17 protein-coding genes are annotated in these 17,380 nt (G+C 62.1%); 12 read left to right on the top strand and 5 right to left on the bottom strand.

Going from position 1 to position 17,380, the window contains the following annotated elements:
• The first annotated feature begins 69 nt into the window (after positions 1-69).
• From K3178_RS08615 to K3178_RS08595, 5 genes are read left to right on the top strand one after another with little or no spacing between them, the layout of a single operon-like run.
• Positions 70-1,230, top strand: coding sequence for a deoxyguanosinetriphosphate triphosphohydrolase (locus K3178_RS08615; protein ID WP_221570998.1), 1,161 nt, complete (start codon positions 70-72; stop codon positions 1,228-1,230).
• On the top strand, positions 1,223-1,918 hold the full coding sequence (locus K3178_RS08610) for an NAD(P)H-binding protein (protein WP_221570997.1): 696 nt from the start codon (positions 1,223-1,225) through the stop codon (positions 1,916-1,918). The genes K3178_RS08615 and K3178_RS08610 overlap by 8 nt, the downstream gene beginning before the upstream one ends.
• Before the next feature lie 11 nt (positions 1,919-1,929).
• Positions 1,930-2,382 (top strand): ABA4-like family protein, encoded by a 453-nt coding sequence (locus tag K3178_RS08605; protein WP_221570996.1) that lies wholly within the window; start codon positions 1,930-1,932, stop codon positions 2,380-2,382.
• Positions 2,383-2,438: 56 nt separating this feature from the next.
• Positions 2,439-3,989 (top strand): fatty acid--CoA ligase, encoded by a 1,551-nt coding sequence (locus K3178_RS08600; RefSeq protein ID WP_221570995.1) that lies wholly within the window; start codon positions 2,439-2,441, stop codon positions 3,987-3,989.
• Positions 3,986-4,579, top strand: a complete 594-nt coding sequence (locus K3178_RS08595) for a DUF938 domain-containing protein (protein WP_221570994.1) — start codon at positions 3,986-3,988, stop codon at positions 4,577-4,579. The genes K3178_RS08600 and K3178_RS08595 overlap by 4 nt, the downstream gene beginning before the upstream one ends.
• Positions 4,580-4,632: 53 nt before the next feature.
• On the opposite strand, the gene K3178_RS08590 is transcribed toward K3178_RS08595, so the two are convergent.
• Together K3178_RS08590 and K3178_RS08585 are read right to left on the bottom strand one after the other, a co-directional pair.
• The gene (locus K3178_RS08590) at positions 4,633-4,764 is read right to left on the bottom strand and encodes an entericidin A/B family lipoprotein (RefSeq protein WP_221570993.1); all 132 of its coding nucleotides are present in this window, start codon (positions 4,762-4,764) and stop codon (positions 4,633-4,635) included.
• 12 nt (positions 4,765-4,776) lie between these two features.
• Entirely contained in the window at positions 4,777-4,908 is a 132-nt protein-coding gene (locus tag K3178_RS08585) for an entericidin A/B family lipoprotein (protein ID WP_221570992.1), read from the bottom strand.
• An 88-nt stretch (positions 4,909-4,996) separates the two neighbouring features.
• Between K3178_RS08585 and K3178_RS08580 the strand changes: the two genes are divergently transcribed.
• Positions 4,997-5,266 carry a hypothetical protein gene (locus K3178_RS08580; RefSeq protein WP_345719880.1) on the top strand — a complete coding sequence of 90 codons (270 nt, stop codon included), beginning with the start codon at positions 4,997-4,999 and terminating at the stop codon, positions 5,264-5,266.
• A gap of 3 nt (positions 5,267-5,269) precedes the next feature.
• Here K3178_RS08580 and K3178_RS08575 read toward each other — a convergent pair whose 3' ends face one another.
• Complete coding sequence (locus K3178_RS08575; protein WP_221570991.1) at positions 5,270-6,796, bottom strand: TadA family conjugal transfer-associated ATPase; 1,527 nt, start codon at positions 6,794-6,796, stop codon at positions 5,270-5,272.
• A 197-nt stretch (positions 6,797-6,993) separates the two neighbouring features.
• Here K3178_RS08575 and K3178_RS08570 point away from each other — a divergent pair, with 197 nt between their 5' ends.
• From K3178_RS08570 to K3178_RS08550, 5 genes are all read left to right on the top strand, one after another.
• Positions 6,994-8,292, top strand: coding sequence for an O-antigen ligase family protein (locus tag K3178_RS08570; protein ID WP_221570990.1), 1,299 nt, complete (start codon positions 6,994-6,996; stop codon positions 8,290-8,292).
• A 3-nt stretch (positions 8,293-8,295) separates the two neighbouring features.
• A complete protein-coding gene (locus K3178_RS08565) occupies positions 8,296-9,198 on the top strand; it encodes a DMT family transporter (RefSeq protein WP_221570989.1) in 903 nt (300 codons plus the stop codon).
• A 55-nt stretch (positions 9,199-9,253) separates the two neighbouring features.
• The gene (gene glmS, locus K3178_RS08560; RefSeq protein ID WP_221570988.1) at positions 9,254-11,077 is read left to right on the top strand and encodes a glutamine--fructose-6-phosphate transaminase (isomerizing); all 1,824 of its coding nucleotides are present in this window, start codon (positions 9,254-9,256) and stop codon (positions 11,075-11,077) included.
• Positions 11,077-11,448, top strand: coding sequence for a GFA family protein (locus K3178_RS08555; protein WP_221570987.1), 372 nt, complete (start codon positions 11,077-11,079; stop codon positions 11,446-11,448). The genes glmS and K3178_RS08555 overlap by 1 nt, the downstream gene beginning before the upstream one ends.
• A gap of 65 nt (positions 11,449-11,513) precedes the next feature.
• Positions 11,514-13,871 (top strand): putative bifunctional diguanylate cyclase/phosphodiesterase, encoded by a 2,358-nt coding sequence (locus K3178_RS08550; RefSeq protein WP_345719879.1) that lies wholly within the window; start codon positions 11,514-11,516, stop codon positions 13,869-13,871.
• 8 nt (positions 13,872-13,879) lie between these two features.
• Here K3178_RS08550 and purQ read toward each other — a convergent pair whose 3' ends face one another.
• Positions 13,880-14,557 carry a phosphoribosylformylglycinamidine synthase subunit PurQ gene (purQ, locus tag K3178_RS08545; protein WP_221570986.1) on the bottom strand — a complete coding sequence of 226 codons (678 nt, stop codon included), beginning with the start codon at positions 14,555-14,557 and terminating at the stop codon, positions 13,880-13,882.
• A complete protein-coding gene (gene purS / locus K3178_RS08540) occupies positions 14,557-14,790 on the bottom strand; it encodes a phosphoribosylformylglycinamidine synthase subunit PurS (RefSeq protein ID WP_221570985.1) in 234 nt (77 codons plus the stop codon). The genes purQ and purS overlap by 1 nt, the downstream gene beginning before the upstream one ends.
• 293 nt (positions 14,791-15,083) lie before the next feature.
• Between purS and K3178_RS08535 the strand changes: the two genes are divergently transcribed.
• Positions 15,084-17,345: a TonB-dependent receptor gene (locus K3178_RS08535; protein ID WP_221570984.1), complete on the top strand. Its 2,262-nt coding sequence runs from the start codon at positions 15,084-15,086 to the stop codon at positions 17,343-17,345.
• The last annotated feature ends 35 nt before the right edge of the window (positions 17,346-17,380 follow it).

Below are 17,380 nucleotides of genomic sequence, written 5' to 3'. Positions count from 1 at the left end.
AAAAGCCGCAAGGTTCGCTTTTCGTTCACGTTGTCGCGTCCTCGCCGCTGACCTAAGCCTCACCGCTCCATGGAAAGAGCCCCTTACGCTGCCGATCCCGCAAGCTCGCGCGGACGCGAATTCGCCGAAAACCGCGAGGGCGCGCGTGGGCCACGAAGCGAATTCCAGCGCGACCGCGACCGGATCATCCACTCGATCTCATTCCGCCGCCTGCGCTCCAAGACGCAGGTGTTCATCTCGCCAGACGGCGACCATTACCGGACCCGCCTGACCCACAGCATCGAAGTTGCGCAGATCGGCCGCGTCCTTGCGCGCGAACTGGGGCTGGACGAGGACCTGACGGAAGCGCTGTGTCTCGGCCACGATATCGGCCACCCGCCCTTCGGCCATGCCGGTGAAAAGGCGCTCGAAGAGGCGATGGGTCATGCAGGTGGCTATGACCACAATGCGCAGGGCATCCGCACGCTGGCGCGCCTGGAAAGCCCTTATCCCGATCATATCGGCCTCAACCTGACATGGGAAACGCTGGAGGGGCTGGCCAAGCACAATGGTCCGGTCGGTGCTGCTAACTGGGCGCTGGCGGATATCGACCAGGCTTTCCCGCTGGAGCTGGGCGACTGGCCCTCGCTCGAAGCGCAGGTGGCGGCCGTGGCCGACGACATCGCGTACGATAATCACGATATCGACGACGGGCTGCGGGCAGGTTTCCTCGACCTCGACGACCTGATGGAGCTCGATTTCCTCGCCGACCAGTTCCGCCGGGTCGAACAGCGCTTTCCCAATGCCCCGCGCGATATCCAGCTGCGCGAGCTGGTGCGAAGCCAGATCGGGCTGATGGTCAATGATGTGATCGAGCACACGCGCGCCAATGTCGCGGGCATGGACAGCATCGAACAGGTCCGCGGGGCGGGCAAGCGTCTGGCGGGGTTCTCGAACGATTTCGCCACCGAGGAACGACGGCTCAAGAAATTCATGTACCAGCGGCTCTACTACCATCCGGAGCAGATCGGCACTGCAGAGAAGGCGCGCGACGTGATTGCCCGCCTGTTCGTCGCCTACCAACAGGACCCGACGGCCATGCCCGACGACTGGGTAGAGCGCTTGCCTCCAGGCGAGCCCGACAAGAGCCGTCACATCGCGGATTTCATAGCCGGGATGACCGATCGCTTCGCCATCCAGCAATGCCGCAAAATCTACGGCCGCGCGCCAGAGGGCCTGTCCAATGTCTGAGGCATTGCGAATATGCCTCGTCGGCGCGACGGGCCTTATCGGCGGCAGGATCATGGAAGAATGCATCGGGCGCGAGGATGTACGCCTGCAGGCGATCGGGCGGCGCGAGGCGCAGATCCCGAGGGGGCTGAGGATCGAGTATTTCGTCGCCGATCCGGACAAGTGGGGAGAGGTCTTTGAGGCGCTACGACCCAAGGCGGTGATCTGCGCGCTCGGCACGACATGGAAGAAATCCGGTCAGGACGAGGCAGCATTCCGCGCGGTCGACCACGACCTTGTGCTTGCTACGGCCAAGGCCGCGCTCGGAAATGGCGTCGATCGCTTCGTCGCCGTCAGTTCGGTTGGCGCGGATGCCTTGTCGAAAAACTTCTACCTGCGTGTGAAGGGCGAGACCGAGCGCGAACTGACCCGCCTGCGTTTCAACCGGCTCGACATCCTGCGCCCAGGCTTGCTCGTGGGCAATCGCGAGAACGACCGGCGGACCGCCGAACGGCTCGGCATCATCGCTTCGCCACTCGCCAATCTCTTCATGCACGGGAAGTACCGCCAGTATCGCGGCATCAAGGCGGAAATCGTGGCGCGCGGTGCGATCGCACTGGCGAAACGCGCGGCGCGCGGCCGCTTCGTCCATGACAACGACGCGATCATGCGCGCGGCCAATTCGCTGCCCGCACTGGTCGAAAGCTGAGGAGCGCCACTATGTGGGAAACGGCATTTGGCGTGGCCAATCTTCTCGCTTTGGTAATGTGGGCAGCGCTCATCCTCCTTCCGCGCTGGCCGGCGCTGATGGCGGCGATCCTCTACCTCGGCATCGGCCTGCTGTGCCTCGCCTATGCGCTCGGCCTCGTCGGCATCCTTACCGGGACGCTCGACCCGGTCGGCGGCGGCGAGGCGGGCATGGACTTCGGCTCGATCGAGGGCGTGCGTAGCATCTTTGCGAGCGACGGCGGGGTGACGGTCGGATGGATCCACTATCTCGCCTTCGACCTCTTCGTGGGATTGTGGATAGCGCGCGATGCCGACGCGAAGGGGTTCTCGCGTTTCGTGCAGGCCCCGGTCTTGCTGGCCACTTTCCTCGCCGGTCCGCTCGGCCTCTTCGTTTGGCTTGTCGTTCGCGAACGACGCGCGCGGGCGAGCGGGCGCTGGCAATAGGGGCATTGCGCTAAGCCGCCCGCATGGCATGATGGCTTCCGAGAGAGGAGAGCCGCATGTCCGAGGAGCCGAAGCTCAGTTTCGACCAGTTCATCCGTCATTGGGCCGAGGATCGTCCCGACAATATCGCGATGGAGCAGGACGGCGAGGCAATCAGCTTCGGCGAGTTCGACACCCGCAGCCGCAAGATCGTCAATATGCTAAAGGCGCGCGGTATCGCCAAGGGCGACCGGGTCGCCTGGCTCGGCAAGAACGCGCGGCATTACTTCGAACTGTTCTACTCCGCTGCGCGACTGGGTGCGGTAATGGTGCCCATCGGCTGGCGGCTCGCCGCGCCCGAGATCGCCTATATCCTTGGCGATACAGGAGCGAACCTCCTGTTCCTCGGAGAGGGATTCGAGGAGCTGGCGGACAAGGCCTGCGGGCAGATGGAAAGCCCGCCCGAGGTGGTCTCCACGCCCGATGCGCTTTCGGCAATCGAGGCGGCCTCCGACGATGATTTCGAACCTGCCGGACCCGACAACGCTGTCCTCCAGCTTTATACTTCCGGTACGACCGGGAATCCAAAGGGCGCGGTGCTGACCAACCGCAATCTCTTCTCGCTCCGCGTGCCGAGCCAGGAAGAGGGCCAGCCCTGGTCGCATTTCGACGAGGACGAGGCGATCCTGGTCTGCATGCCCTGCGCGCATATCGGAGGCACAGGCCTCGGCATCATGGCGATGGGCAGCGGTATCCGAGCCATCGTGCAGGAGGAATTCACTCCCGACGGCGTGCTCGACGGGTTCGAGCAGGGCATCACGCGCCTGTTTATCGTGCCTGCCGCCCTTCAGATGGTGGTCCAGCATCCGCGCGCCAAGACGACCGATATGTCGGCTATCAAATACGTGCTCTACGGCGCCGCGCCCATTCCGCTCGACCTCCTGCGCGAGGCGGTCAAGGCCATTCCCGATGCAGGTTTCCTCCAGTGTTACGGGATGACCGAAACCACCGGGACCATCGCTGCGCTGCCGCCCGAGGATCATGACCTCGAAGGCAACCAACGAATGAAATCGGCGGGCAAGGCCGTGCCGGGAGTTGAACTGAAGGTCGTGGGCGAAGATGGCGGAGAATTGCCGCGCGGCGAGGTGGGCGAACTCATTTGCAAGAGTCCATCGAACATGGACAGCTACTGGAACCTGCCCGATGCGACCGAAAGCTCGCTGAAGGACGGCTGGATGCACACCGGTGATGCCGCCTATATGGACGAGGATGGCTACGTCTACATCCAGGACCGGATGAAGGACATGATCATCTCGGGCGGCGAAAACGTGTATCCCGCGCAGGTCGAAAGCGCGATCTATGGCCACCCCTGCGTTGGCGAGGTGGCCGTGATCGGCGTACCCGATGAAACATGGGGCGAAGCGGTGAAGGCCTGTATCGTGGCCAAGCCGGGAATGGAGGTCGATACGGCCTCGGTGATCGAATGGACGAAGGAGCGGCTCGCCGGCTTCAAGGTCCCAAAAAGCATCGATGTGATCGATGTCATGCCGCGCAATGCCAGCGGCAAGATCCTGCGCAAGGATTTGCGCGCGCCTTACTGGGAAGGGCGTGAGAGGCAGGTCAATTGAAGCGTCACGCTCCGGCGACGGCGCGCAATTCGGGGCCGATTGCCGACATTCTGACGAAAGAGTTGCCGCTAACGGGACTGGTGCTGGAGCTCGCAAGCGGGACAGGCGAACATGCCGTCTTCATGGCGCGGCAGTTCCCGGAAATCACATGGCAACCGACCGATCCGGACCCCGATGCGCTGGACTCGGCGGCCTCGTGGGCAAGGGAAGCAGGCCTAGACAATGTTGGCCCGCCGCTCGAGATTGATGCGCGAATGGAAGCGTGGCCGGTCGAAAGAGCCGACGCAGTGGTTTGCATCAACATGATCCACATCAGTCCCTGGGCCGCCACCGAGGGGTTATTCAGAGGCGCGGCCCGGATCCTGGACCAAGGCGCGCCCTTGATCACATACGGCCCCTATTTCGAAGACGACGTGGAGAGCGCGCCTTCCAATCTCGCTTTCGACGAGAGCCTCAAGCACCGCAATCCGGATTGGGGAATCCGGAACGTCGCCCAGCTCGACGAGTTGGCGGCCGAAACGGGCATGATCCGCACTGCACGCTACACCATGCCCGCCAACAATCTGACGCTGGTATTTCGGCGCACATAGCAAAACGCCCGCCGGTAAGGGCGGGCGTCTTACTGACAACGGAGTTCGAAAACTCAGTTGATCGCTTCTTCTCCGGCTTCGCCCACGGACTGGACGTCCCTGCCGAAACCCTTGACCGTGTTGCAGCCGGCCACCACCACCGACATGGTCAGGACAGAAAGAAGAAGGGTGATTTTCTTGGTCATCTGGATCGATCCTTAATCGATCGCGTCTTCCCCGGCTTCACCCACCGACTCAACGTCACGACCGAAGCCCTTGACGGTGTTGCAGGCGGTTGCAGTGAGTGCAATCGAAGTGATGCCGAACGCGATAAGCAGTTTCTTGATCATCGGTTTTCCTTCCCGAAGAACCAATTGGTGGCCTTCTGGAGCTTAACAACGGCTTACAATCGGCCCGGTTCCATCCGTAAAAACATACGTGAAGGCTTGGCGCGGCATCTGTGCCACACCATATGCCGCGCCGATGCACCAGTTCCTGACCTTTGCAAGTGATGCCGATATCCTCGCCATTTGGGGCGCGGGCTTCCTGCTGCTGGCCGGCCTGGCTCTGGCGATGGAGCGCCGCCGGATGAGGCGTGCGCGTATCGACGGGGTAGGGTGGGTCCCGTGGACTGGGCTGTTCCTGACGTGCGCGGTGCTCGGCGGCAGCCTTCTGGCTGTCGCCGTACCGGGCATGTTACGTGGCTAGTCCTTAGAGACAGGCTTCCAGATACGCCTGGTCGAAGCCGAACTGGCGGGCCTTTTCCAGCGTATAGGGGCGCAGGCCCTGGCTACGGAATTCGCCGAGAATCTTACCGTCCTCGCTCTCGTCCAGGTACTCGAACTTGAACAGGTTCTGCGTCACGATCACGTCGCCTTCCATGCCGATCACCTCGGTGATGTCGGTCGTACGGCGCGAACCGTCGCGGAGACGCTTAACCTGCACGATCAGGTCGACCGATTCTGCGATCTGGCGGCTGATGGCTTCCTTCGGGATCTTGATGTCGCCCATCAGGATCATGTTTTCCATACGGCCGAGGCATTCACGCGGGCTGTTGGCGTGAAGCGTACACATCGAACCGTCGTGGCCGGTGTTCATGGCGGCGAGAAGGTCGAAACATTCCGCGCCACGGATTTCGCCCAGGATGATGCGGTCGGGACGCATACGCAGGGCATTCTTCACGAGGTCGCCGATGGTGATGGCGCCCTGGCCTTCAAGGTTCGGCGGGCGCGTTTCCAGCGGCAGCCAGTGCGGCTGCTGCAGGCGAAGTTCGGCCGCGTCCTCGATGGTCAGCACGCGCTCGCCCGGGTCGATCATCTTCGACAGGGCGTTGAGCATGGTCGTCTTACCCGAACCCGTACCGCCCGAGATAACGATGTTCATGCGGCAGGCGCCGGCAATCTTGAGTGCGGTACACATCTTCTCGCTCATCGAGCCGAAGCCCTGGAGCATGTCGAGCGTGATGGGTTTCTCGGAGAACTTACGAATCGAAATCGCCGTACCGCGCAGCGAAAGCGGCGGCACGATCACGTTCACACGTGAGCCGTCCTTGAGTCGGGCGTCGGCGAGCGGCGTGGTCTGGTCGACGCGGCGGCCGACCTGGTTCACGATGCGCTGGGCAATCTGGAAAAGATGGGTCTCGTCGCGGAAGCGGATCGGCGCGATCTGCAGCTTGCCCTTCTTTTCGACGTAGGTCTGGTCTGGGCCGTTGACCATGATATCCGAGATATCCGGATCGTTCAGCAGCTCTTCCAGAGGACCGAAGCCGAGCAGCTCATCGACGAGGACCTTTTCGAGTGCGAACTGTTCGCGGCGATTGAGCGTGACCTTGAGCTCGGCCAGAACTTCCATGATGATCGGGCGGAATTCTTCCGACAGCTCATCCTTGGACAAAGTGGCGGCCGCTTCGGGGTCGACGCGTTCGAGCAGGCGCGGCAGCACCTGTTCCTTGATCTTGTGGACGCTGGCTTCGAAACCGCCGACTTCACCTTCCGACTGGTGAGTGGCGTTCATGCGCTCGTCGAGGCGAGCCTTCGCATCGGCGCTGGCAGCCGAACCCGGAGCAGGTGCTCCTTCGGCCGGAAGCGGCGGGAACTGGTCGCCCCCGTCCTTTTCCTTTTCCTGCAAGGGACCCTTTTCGGCCGAGCCGCCGCCCTGCATCGGGCGTGCAACACCAAATTGCGGACGTGCGCCGGCACCCATACCTGCCGGTCCGTTTTTCCGCCCGAATGCACTCATTGCCTAACCCCCGAGAAGATATCGTCTTGGCGCGACCCCTCTGACCGGAATACGGACAAGGGCGCGTTTTCAGGTTTGGTGAATAAGTCGGAAACCTTGATTTTTTCCTAACCACCCACTTGATCCGGACGCGCAATGTCGCGATGCGGCGTTCATGGGGCGGACAATCAACAGTGCCGCAGCGGAGGGGATCGCCCATGGACGGAAAACCGGGAACCGGCGCTGCCGGACTTCCGCGCGGCGACAGGCTGCTGCTGGCATTCGCTGTGGCGCTGGGTGTGGCAATGCCGATCGTCTCGGCAATCGCCTATCCCACCTATTTCGTCATGATGGCTTCCCAGGGAGTTGAATCGACGAGGCTTATCGAGGCACCGTTCCTGATATTCGAGTTTGCAGTGATCTTGTGGGCGGGGCGGCGCGGGTTCGACGTATCGAAGGCGGTTGCTTCCCTGCCACGCGACATAAAGATCGCCGGGGCGATTCTTGCTCTTGCCGCATTCGCGGGCGCGTTGCTCATTTCCAAGGATACCACCTATTCGCTGACCCACACCCTGATGTGGGTGATACATGCCATTTTCGCGCTGGCGCTGCTGCACGTGTTTTCCGCGCGCGCATTGTCTGCGGGCGATAGCTTCCTGCACTGGCATGTCATCGGTTTGGTGCTGCTGGCCGTCTACACCGCATGGTGGTTCGCCAGCGTTCCGCCGGTCGAGGAATTGCCGTTCAACAGGGTGCGATTGCGCGGTGCGGTGCCCGGCTGGATCGACGTGCGGCATTTCGGCTCCTGGTCCGGGGCGATTACTGCAGCCTTTGCCGTGCGCATCCTTTATGGCGCAAAGGGCCGCGATCTTACCATCGCCCTCCTGTGCTATTTCATTGCTGCGGGTGTCACCGTGTGGACAGGCACCCGTGCCGCGATCCTTACGATCATGGTGGTGACCTTTGCGTTCGTCCTGATCAACCGCCGCCTTCCGGACCTTCCCCGGATAGCATGGGCCGTTATCCTCACCGCGCTAGCCTGCCTTGCTGCCTACCTGTTGCTGCCCGATGACAAGGTTTTCTGGATGTTCACTCCGGAAGAGGTGGGATCGGCGGGCGAGATGACCAAGACCCGCCGGGTCATGTGGACGAGGACGGTGGAACTGTGGCTGCAATCGCCTATCCTCGGCCTCGGCACCGGCGCGATATTCTGGGAATATAGCGAGACCTTCACGCCTACCCAGCCGCACAACGTCGTGCTGCAGTTCCTCGTGTCGTGGGGGATTGTCGGCGCCGCGGGAGGACTATGGATCCTCGGCCGCGCTTTCGCACCGGTCATCGGTGCCGGCGCGAAAATGCCTTTGCTCCATCCCATGCTCGCGATGGTTCTGGCATTTCTTTTCCAGAGCATGCTGGAAGGCATGCTCCACTATCCGCGGTTCATCATCTCGATCATCGTCATGTCGATCATAATTTTCGTCGCCAGCCGCCAGGCGGAAGCGTCGAAAGCCGGCTGATACATGCAGAAAAGCGAAAGAAGCGGGATCCTGATCGCGCTGTGCGGCTTTGCGCTGCTCAGCGTGGGCGATGCGGTAATCAAGTCCATGGCGGGCGAATTCTCTCCGCTCGGCGTCGCCGCAATACGCTTCGCACTCGGATCGATCGGCTTGTCGGCATTGTTGGCGGCCAACGAGGGCGCAGCGGCCTTTCGCCCTCGCAGCCTGAATTTGCAGGCTGCACGAGGAATTTGCCTTGCCGCTGCCTCGCTGTGCTTCTTTTCCGCGATTTTCGTCATGCAACTGGCCACCGCAATGGCTCTCGCTTTCGTTTCGCCGGTTATCGTGGCCTTGTTGAGCGGGCCGCTGTTGGGCGAGAAGGTGCGGCGTGCCGTGTGGCTGGCCTCGTTTGTGGCGCTGGTCGGCGTTATGCTGGTGTTGAGGCCCAATCTGGCCGAGCTAGGCTGGGTAGCATTGCTTCCGCTTGCATCGGCCTTCTTCTTCGCGCTCATGATCATCGCCAATCGCGCCAGCGCGGGGCAGGGCAGCGCGCTTTCGATGCAGGTCTTTATCCAGATCGGAGCCATGCCGCTACTCGTGCTTGCCGCGCTTGGGGGGCATTTGTCGGGGGTTGAAAGCCTCGAATTGGCCATGCCCGACTGGAGCATCATCGGGCGCTGTGCAGTGGTCGCCGTCACAGCCAGCAGCGCGCACTGGCTCGCCTATATCGGAACGCAAAGGGCGGGGGCTGCAACCATCGCGCCGACTACCTATGTGCAAATGCTGGTGGCCACTTTCATGGGCTGGTGGTGGTTCGGCGATGTGCCCGACCTCCTCACGCTGGCGGGGGCTGCGATCATCATCGGGGCCGGACTGATATTGTGGTGGACCACGCCGCGGGAACCGGCCACCCCGCGCGCCGATTGATTGGCAAACGGGAGGCGGTAAGGCTGCCTCGCAGGAATTTCAGGGATCAGAGACTATGTGCGGAATTATCGGGATCGTCGGCAAGCAGGCTGTGGCTGACCGGCTGGTCGATGGCCTAAAGCGGATGGAATACCGCGGCTACGACAGTGCGGGCATCTGTACGATCCATGACGGAAAGCTCATCCGTCGCCGCGCAGAGGGCAAGCTGAACAATCTCGTCGAGGAACTGGCCGAGCATCCCGCGCCCGGCACGATCGGTATCGCGCATACACGCTGGGCGACCCACGGTGCACCCACGGCCAACAATGCCCACCCGCATGCCACCGACAAGGTCGCGATCGTCCACAACGGTATCATCGAGAATTACAAGGAACTGCGCGCCGAGGTGAAAGAAGCCGGGCGCACGCTCGAAAGCGATACCGACAGCGAGGTCGTCGCCCACCTCCTCACGCGCCGCATCGAGAATGGCGAAACCCCGCACGAGGCAGTCGCCAACATGCTGCCGCGGCTGCGCGGTGCCTTCGCCCTGGCGATCACCTTCCGCGACCATCCCGACATGCTGATCGGTGCAAGGCGCGGCTCCCCGCTCGTGGTCGGATATGGTGAAGGCGAGACATTCCTCGGCTCCGACGCACTCGCGCTGGCACCGCTGACCCAGCAGATTTCCTATCTCGAAGAGGGCGACTGGGTCGAAATCCGCCAGGAAGGTGCGACGATCTTCGACGAAGAAAATCAGGAGGTTCAGCGCGAAGTCCGCACCTCGGGAGCATCGGCTGCCGCGACGGAAAAGGGCAATTACCGCCACTTCATGCAGAAGGAGATATTCGAGCAGCCGACCGTCGTTGCGCAGACGCTCTCTTCCTACCTGCATCGCGAAAGCGTCTCCGTTGCGCTGCCGCAATTCGATTTCGATATTTCCAGCATCAAGCGCGTGACGATCGTCGCATGCGGCACTTCCTATTATGCTGGCATGGTGGCGAAATACTGGTTCGAGCAGTTCGCCCGCGTTCCGGTGGACATCGATGTCGCCTCCGAATTCCGCTATCGCGAACCGGTGCTCGAAGAGGGCGGGCTGTCGCTGTTCATTTCGCAAAGCGGCGAAACAGCCGATACGCTGGCTGCGCTGCGCCATTGCAAGGAGGCTGGCCAGACGATCGCAGCAGTGGTCAACGTTCCGACCAGTACTATGGCGCGCGAGGCCGACCTGCTCTTGCCGACCCATGCCGGCCCCGAAATCGGTGTTGCGTCGACCAAGGCCTTTACCTGCCAGCTGGCGGTTCTGGCAGCGCTGGCCGCGCATATGGCGGTCAAAAAGGGCTATATGAGCCGCGAGGAAGAATACGAGGTGGTTACACACCTCCTCGAAGCGCCCGCCTGCCTCAACGCCGCGCTCGATCACGATGACGATATCGCGGCCATGGCGCACCTTATCGCCCCGGCTCGCGACGTTCTCTATCTCGGCCGCGGCCCGGACTATCCGCTGGCGATGGAAGGTGCACTAAAACTCAAGGAAATCAGCTATATCCACGCCGAAGGCTATGCGAGCGGCGAGATGAAGCATGGCCCGATCGCGCTGATCGACGACGACGTGCCCGTTATCGTACTGGCGCCTTCGGGACCGCTGTTCGAGAAGAGCATCTCGAATATGGAAGAGGTGCGCGCGCGCGGCGGGCAGATCGTCCTGATTTCCGATGCCGAGGGTCTGAAGGATGCGGGTGAGGGCTGTCTGGCCACCATCGAGATGCCCAATGTCCATCCGCTGATCGCGCCGCTCGTCTACGCGATCCCCGTCCAGTTGCTCGCCTACCATGTCGCCTGCGTCAAAGGCACCGATGTCGACCAGCCGCGCAACCTTGCAAAATCGGTCACTGTGGAGTGATGCGGATCGAGGGTGCTTGCCATTGCGGCGAGGTGCGTTTCGAAGCGCAGATCGAGCCGCCGGTGGAGTTGCTCGAGTGCAATTGCTCGATTTGTTCGATGACAGGCTTCCTGCATCTCATCGTCCCGCATTCCGATTTCACGCTGCTGAGCGGAAAGGAAGCGCTGGAGTCCTACCGCTTCGGGAGCGGTCAGGCAGAGCACCTGTTCTGCAAATCATGTGGAATCAAGAGCTTTTACCAGCCCCGGTCGCATCCCGGCAGCTGGAGCGTGCACTGGAAATGCGTGGAAGGTCACGAAGACATCGCGCATGATGTCACTCCCTTCGACGGGCGTAATTGGGAAGCGGCACGGGCCCGGCTCGACCCCTGAAAGTCCGGCCGGAAATCGGTAATTCCTTTACTCCGAAATAACCTTTCGGCGCTAACCCGCATGGTGTGAGCGAGACGAATATCGTGCCGTCCTTCGGGGACGCGCCGCTGACCTTGCGGCAGATCGTCGGGCTGGAAGCGCCCGACGGCTTCGATTTTTCGCGCGCTTTCGCCAAGCAATACTCGCTCGTCACCAAGCGCGCCGGAACCCGCGTGGTGCTTCACCTTCTCGCTGCGCTGGCCGTATATTGGTTCTGTCGGAACAGCATTGCCGACGAAGTCCTTGCCGGCTGGGGAACTGCGCTCGCTTTCGCAGCAGGCTACGCCTTCTACCTCGACCGGCGCCTGCGCGATGCGGACCAGCGGGCGTTTCCGATCGAGGAAATGCGTCGCCACGCCATCGGCTCGGCGATCAAGGGGTCGGTCTGGGCTGCCGGCATCGTCTCGTTGACCTTCTCCGATGCGGCTGGACAGCTCGCGGAAATATGGGCGGTTGTCGCCTTCCTCGTGATGGCAAGCGCAGTCAGCCGCTACAGTGCGCCGCTCAGCGCCATCGCTTTCACGCTCACCGTGAGTGCCGGCTCGCTCGCTGCCGCGTTTGCCATGTTCGATTACGGTCTCGCCGCAGTTGCGGCTGCCAGCGCTTTCTTCGCCTGCTTTGGCATCATCGAAACCGCTCGCATGGCGATCGGGGCGCGCATTGCCGAACTCGAAATGACCGAGAAAAGCGAGACGGTCTCGATGCTGCTGCGCGAATTCGAGGATGGCCAGGCCGACTGGCTGTGGCAGATCGACACCAGCCGTCGCTTGCGCTCGGTCAGCCCGCGCCTTGCTTTTGCGATGGGCCGCGAAATTTCGGAAATCGAAGGCAAGTCCTTCCTCCAGCTGATCTCGGGCGATGGGTGGAAAACGGGTCAGTTCCCCGCCAGCCTGCATGAACTGGCCGACCGCCTGAAGGGCATGGAAAGCTTCTCCAATTTGACTGTCCGCGCGCTGGTCAACGGGCAGGTCCGCTGGTGGGAGATGTCTGGCACGCCGATGTTCAACGAGGACGGTTCGTGGCTCGGTTTCCGCGGGGTCGGTTCGGATGTGACCGCACAGCGCGAAAGCAGCGAGAAGATCGAGTATCTCGCGCGATACGACACGCTCACGCAGCTGCCAAACCGCCTCCAGATCAACGAGACCCTGTCGCAGGCGCTCGCATATTCGGAACAGTGGCGCGCCCGCTGCGCCCTGCTGATGATCGACCTCGACCGCTTCAAGGCGATCAACGATTCGCTCGGTCACCTCGTGGGTGACCGCATGCTCGCCCAAGTGGCATCGCGCCTCAAGCCGCTCATGGATGAAGGTGAATTGTGTGGACGCCTCGGCGGAGACGAGTTCGCCGTGGTCATCCGCGATGCGAGCGATCGCAAGCGGGTCGATACGCTCGCCAAGGCAATCATTTCGGCGCTTTCGGCGCCCTATCACGTGGACAATCAGGTGCTCTACGTGGGCGCCAGCGTCGGCTCGTGCATTGGTCCGCGCGACGGCAACAAGGTCGAGGAGTTGCTGCGCAACGCCGACCTCGCCCTATACCGCGCGAAGGACGAAGGCGGCGGCGTGCATTGCGAGTACGAACCCTCGCTCCACGTCAACGCCGAAGAGCGCCGCGTGCTCGAATTCGCGCTACGCCACGCGCTCGAAAAGAAAGAGTTCGTGCTCCACTACCAGCCGGTGGTCGACGCCCACTCGGAGGAGGTCGTCAGCTTCGAGGCACTGATTCGCTGGAACAGCGAAGAACACGGGTTCGTCAGCCCGGCCAAGTTCATCCCGCTCGCCGAAGATACTCGCCTGATCGTGCCGATCGGTACCTGGGTCATGCAGGAAGCTTGTCGCGAGGCGGCGCAGAACTGGCCCGAGAACGTGAAGGTCAATATCAACGTCTCGCCTGAACAGCTGGTCGAGCCGGACTTCGCAGGCACGGTGGTGCGGGCGCTTTCGCATAGCGGTCTTGATCCCAAGCGGCTTGAGATCGAAGTGACCGAGAGCATCTTCATGCGCGATGCCAATGTCGCGCGCAAAGCGCTCGAACAGTGCATGGCGCTGGGTTGCTCGGTCGCGCTCGACGACTTCGGGACCGGCTATTCCTCGCTCGGTTACCTGCGCAAACTCAAGTTCACCACGATCAAGGTCGACCGCAGCTTCGTCCAGGGTGCAGCGCAGAACAGTCCGGAAAGCCTTGCGATCATTCGCGCCGTGGTGGCCATGGCGGACAGCCTCGGCATGACCACGACCGCAGAGGGCGTCGAGAACGAGGACGAGGCGCAGCTCATCCGCCACCTCGGCTGCAACAAGATCCAGGGATACCACTTCGGCCGTCCGATGGAGGCCGCGGAAGCGGTGAAGATTTTCGGTCGCTCGGGCAGCCGCAAGAGCGCCTGAAGCATGGATCAGGCGCTGGCGAGCGCCTTCATCGCACCTTCGAACAGGGCCAGGCCATCCGTGCCGCCGTGCGCTGCGTCCACTGCGCGTTCGGGATGCGGCATCATGCCAAGCACATTGCCGGCCTTGTTGAGCACACCTGCAATGTCACGGCGCGAACCGTTGCAGTTTTCGGTATACCGAAAGGCCACGCGGCCCTCGCCTTCGAGCCGGTCCAGCGTGTCCTCGTCGGCGAAGTAATTGCCGTCATGATGCGCGACCGGGATGCGGATTTCCTGGCCTGCCTCATAGCCGCTGGTGAAGATCGACTGTGCGTTTTCGACCTTGAGGCCAACCGTGCGGCAGATGAAATGCTGGCTCGCATTGCGCATCAGCGCGCCGGGCAAAAGACGAGCCTCGGTCAGCACCTGGAAACCATTGCAAACGCCTAGGACCGGCACGCCGCGATCGGCCGCGCGGATGACTTCGCGCATGATCGGGCTGTTTGCAGCCATTGCGCCCGAGCGCAGGTAATCGCCGTAGGAGAAACCGCCGGGCAGGGCGATGAAATCGAGGCCATCGGGCAATTCGGCATCGCCGTGCCACACGCGCAGCGGAGCAGTGCCCGAGACCTGTTCGAGCGCCACCGCCATGTCGCGGTCGCAATTCGAACCGGGGAAGGTGATGACGGCGCTACGGAAACCCATCAGCCCAGCTTCTCGATCTTGTAGTTTTCGATCACCGTGTTCGCGAGCAGCTTCTCGCACATTTCGGTGAGCGCTTCGTCGCTCGTATTGTCGGCAACATCGAGCTCGACCGTCCGGCCGATGCGCACGTCGTCGACACCCTTGAAACCGAGACCTTCCAGCGCATGGTGGACGGCACGACCCTGCGGGTCGAGCACGCCGGGCTTGAGGCTGACGAGAATGCGAATCTTCATGGGCGGCCTTTCGGGTTTTACCGGTGGGGCAAGTTGCGCGCGCCTATGCCGCGAGTGAGCGCCGAGAGCAAGCTTTGGAGGAAAGACGAATTGGGACAGACACTTGGCCGCCTCGTCACATTCAGTCGATGTAACCGCAATGCAACAAACGCTAAAAACCGCGCAGTCCTGCGGGTTTCGGACTCGCAGATTGTGACGTTTCGGCTACAGGCGGCAGGGTCAATTCACCACACTCCATCCCACCAACCCGCGCACCTGGATCGTAGCGCAGGGCCAAAAGGATTATCTCTCCCATGATTGACCGCAAAACCACTCTCCGCTTCCTGACCGCCAGCACCTTCGCGCTCGCCTTCGCCCAGCCGGTTCTCGCACAGGACACCATCGACAGCTCGGACAGCGAAGCGACCGGCGCCGAAGAAGCCGACAACGGCGCTCTCGACGTGATCGTCGTTACCGCCAACCGCCGCCAGGAAAACCTGCAGGACGTTGCTGTCTCGGCAGCGACCATTTCCTCCGACGCCGCGCAGACCATTTTCGATGCCGGTGCCGATATCACCGCGCTCGCCGCGCGCGTGCCGGGTCTCTTCGTCGAAAGTTCGAACGGCCGTGCTGCTCCGCGCTTCTACATCCGCGGCCTCGGCAACACCGACTTCGACCTTGCCGCTTCGCAGCCGGTTTCGGTGGTCCACGATGAAGTGGTGCTCGAAAACGTCACGCTCAAGAGCTTCCCGATCTTCGACGTCGAGCGCATCGAAGTGCTGCGCGGCCCGCAGGGCACGCTGTTCGGCCGCAATACGCCGGCCGGTATCGTCAAGATCGACACCACCAAGCCGGGCGACGAGTTCGCCGCGCGCCTGTCGGCCAGCTACGGCAGCTTCGATTCGGTCGCACTCGACGGCGGTGTCACCGTTCCCGTGCTGCCCGGCATCGTGTCGGTCCGTCTTTCGGGCATGTGGCAACAGCGCGCTGACTGGGTTGATAACGGCTTCACCGGCGAAGAAGACGCCTATGGCGCATACAGCGATATCGCCGGCCGTGCGCAGGTGCTGATCACCCCCACCGATCGCCTATCGATCCTCGGTAGCTATGCCGTTCGCGATCTCGACGGCACCTCCACGCTGTTCCGTGCCAACATCCTCGGCCCGGGCAGCAACGAACTGAACGAAAACTACGACCGCGACACCGTGTATTACGATGCCGGCGGCGGCAACCAGGCACAGTACGAAGCCGAAATTTCGACCGTGAAGCTCGACTACGAGGCCGATTTTGCCACGTTCACCAGCATTTCGAGCTGGGCCGACAGCGAAGGTTCAAGCCGCGGAGACATCGATGGCGGCAATGTCGTCTTCGGCCCGGGTCCGATCCCGTTCCCCTCGGATACGCGCGACAGCATCACGCTCGACCAGTTCACGCAGGAAGTGCGTCTCGCCTCGAACAGCGGCGGAATGTTCGAATGGCAGGTCGGCGGCTTCTACTTCGACAGCGATTTCGACGTGACTACGGTCGGTTTCAATTTTCCGCCGCCCGTGACCGTAAACCATACCAATGAAAGCTGGGCGGTGTTCGGTCAGGTAACGAGCCAAGTGACCGACCTGCTCAAGCTGACCGGCGGTGTGCGCTACACCGATGATGAGAAGAATTTCGAGGTCATCTCGGGTTATGATCTTCAGCCACCCCTTGCGGTTGAAGACGACCGCCTGAGCTGGGACCTTGCCGCGTTCTTCGACGTCAGCGACGATGCCAGCGTGTTCGCCCGTGTCGCAAGCGGTTTCCGCGCGCCGACCATCCAGGGTCGTGACGTTGCATTTGCAAATCCGGGTAATCCGGCACCGGCCTCGATCGCGACCAGCGAAAAGATCATGAGCTACGAAGCGGGAATCAAGTCCGAACTCATGGACCGCAAGATCCGCTTCAACCTGACCGGCTATTACTACACAATCGACGATCCGCAGTTTTCGGCGGTCGGCGGCGGGGGCAACCTCGTGCAGCTGGTCAACGCCGACAAAGGCGAAGGATACGGCTTTGAACTGGACAGCGCGTTCCAGATCACTCCGGACTTCCTGATCACTGCTGGCGCAAGCTGGAACAACACCGAGATCAAGGACGATTCCCTGCTGGTCGGTGTTTGCCAGCCCTTCCCGGGTGCGCCGGTCCATTGTTCGGTTACCAATCCGACCGTCGTCATCGACGGCGCAACCCGCGCATCCGTCGACGGCAACCCGTTCCCGAATGCCCCCGAATGGATCGCCGACCTGACTGCGCGTTATGCCGTGCCGATCACTTCGGAAGGCGAGCTTTTCGCCTATACCGACTGGACCTACCAGGGCGCGACGAACTTCTTCCTCTACGAGAGCGCGGAGTTCAACGCCGACAACCAGATCGAGGGCGGCCTGCGCGTCGGCTATGCCAAGTATGACGGCAGCCTCGAAGTGGCACTGTTCGCTCGCAACATTACCGACGCGGACAATGTGAAGGGCGCGATCGACTTCAACAACCGCACCGGTTTCGTCAACGACCCCCGGGTCATCGGTATCTCGGTGCGCTTCGAGCACTGATCGCCGGTTTGAGGCAAAAGAAAGGGCCGCGAGGG

The sequence above is a fragment of the Qipengyuania sphaerica genome (genome assembly GCF_019711595.1).
Taxonomy (GTDB): domain Bacteria; phylum Pseudomonadota; class Alphaproteobacteria; order Sphingomonadales; family Sphingomonadaceae; genus Qipengyuania; species Qipengyuania sphaerica.
Note: the sequence above shows the minus strand (reverse complement) of the source record. Positions and strands in the feature narration are given on the sequence as shown.

What these genes read in the sequence shown, in the direction of transcription:
- K3178_RS08615 (WP_221570998.1), top strand. Translation starts at nt 70, where the DNA reads ATGGAAAGAGCCCCTTACGCTGCCGATCCCGCAAGCTCGCGCGGACGC.
- K3178_RS08610 (WP_221570997.1), top strand. Translation starts at nt 1,223, where the DNA reads ATGTCTGAGGCATTGCGAATATGCCTCGTCGGCGCGACGGGCCTTATC.
- K3178_RS08605 (WP_221570996.1), top strand. Translation starts at nt 1,930, where the DNA reads ATGTGGGAAACGGCATTTGGCGTGGCCAATCTTCTCGCTTTGGTAATG.
- K3178_RS08600 (WP_221570995.1), top strand. Translation starts at nt 2,439, where the DNA reads ATGTCCGAGGAGCCGAAGCTCAGTTTCGACCAGTTCATCCGTCATTGG.
- K3178_RS08590 (WP_221570993.1), bottom strand. Translation starts at nt 4,764, where the DNA reads ATGACCAAGAAAATCACCCTTCTTCTTTCTGTCCTGACCATGTCGGTG.
- K3178_RS08585 (WP_221570992.1), bottom strand. Translation starts at nt 4,908, where the DNA reads ATGATCAAGAAACTGCTTATCGCGTTCGGCATCACTTCGATTGCACTC.
- K3178_RS08575 (WP_221570991.1), bottom strand. Translation starts at nt 6,796, where the DNA reads ATGAGTGCATTCGGGCGGAAAAACGGACCGGCAGGTATGGGTGCCGGC.
- K3178_RS08570 (WP_221570990.1), top strand. Translation starts at nt 6,994, where the DNA reads ATGGACGGAAAACCGGGAACCGGCGCTGCCGGACTTCCGCGCGGCGAC.
- K3178_RS08565 (WP_221570989.1), top strand. Translation starts at nt 8,296, where the DNA reads ATGCAGAAAAGCGAAAGAAGCGGGATCCTGATCGCGCTGTGCGGCTTT.
- glmS (WP_221570988.1), top strand. Translation starts at nt 9,254, where the DNA reads ATGTGCGGAATTATCGGGATCGTCGGCAAGCAGGCTGTGGCTGACCGG.
- K3178_RS08555 (WP_221570987.1), top strand. Translation starts at nt 11,077, where the DNA reads ATGCGGATCGAGGGTGCTTGCCATTGCGGCGAGGTGCGTTTCGAAGCG.
- purQ (WP_221570986.1), bottom strand. Translation starts at nt 14,557, where the DNA reads ATGGGTTTCCGTAGCGCCGTCATCACCTTCCCCGGTTCGAATTGCGAC.
- purS (WP_221570985.1), bottom strand. Translation starts at nt 14,790, where the DNA reads ATGAAGATTCGCATTCTCGTCAGCCTCAAGCCCGGCGTGCTCGACCCG.
- K3178_RS08535 (WP_221570984.1), top strand. Translation starts at nt 15,084, where the DNA reads ATGATTGACCGCAAAACCACTCTCCGCTTCCTGACCGCCAGCACCTTC.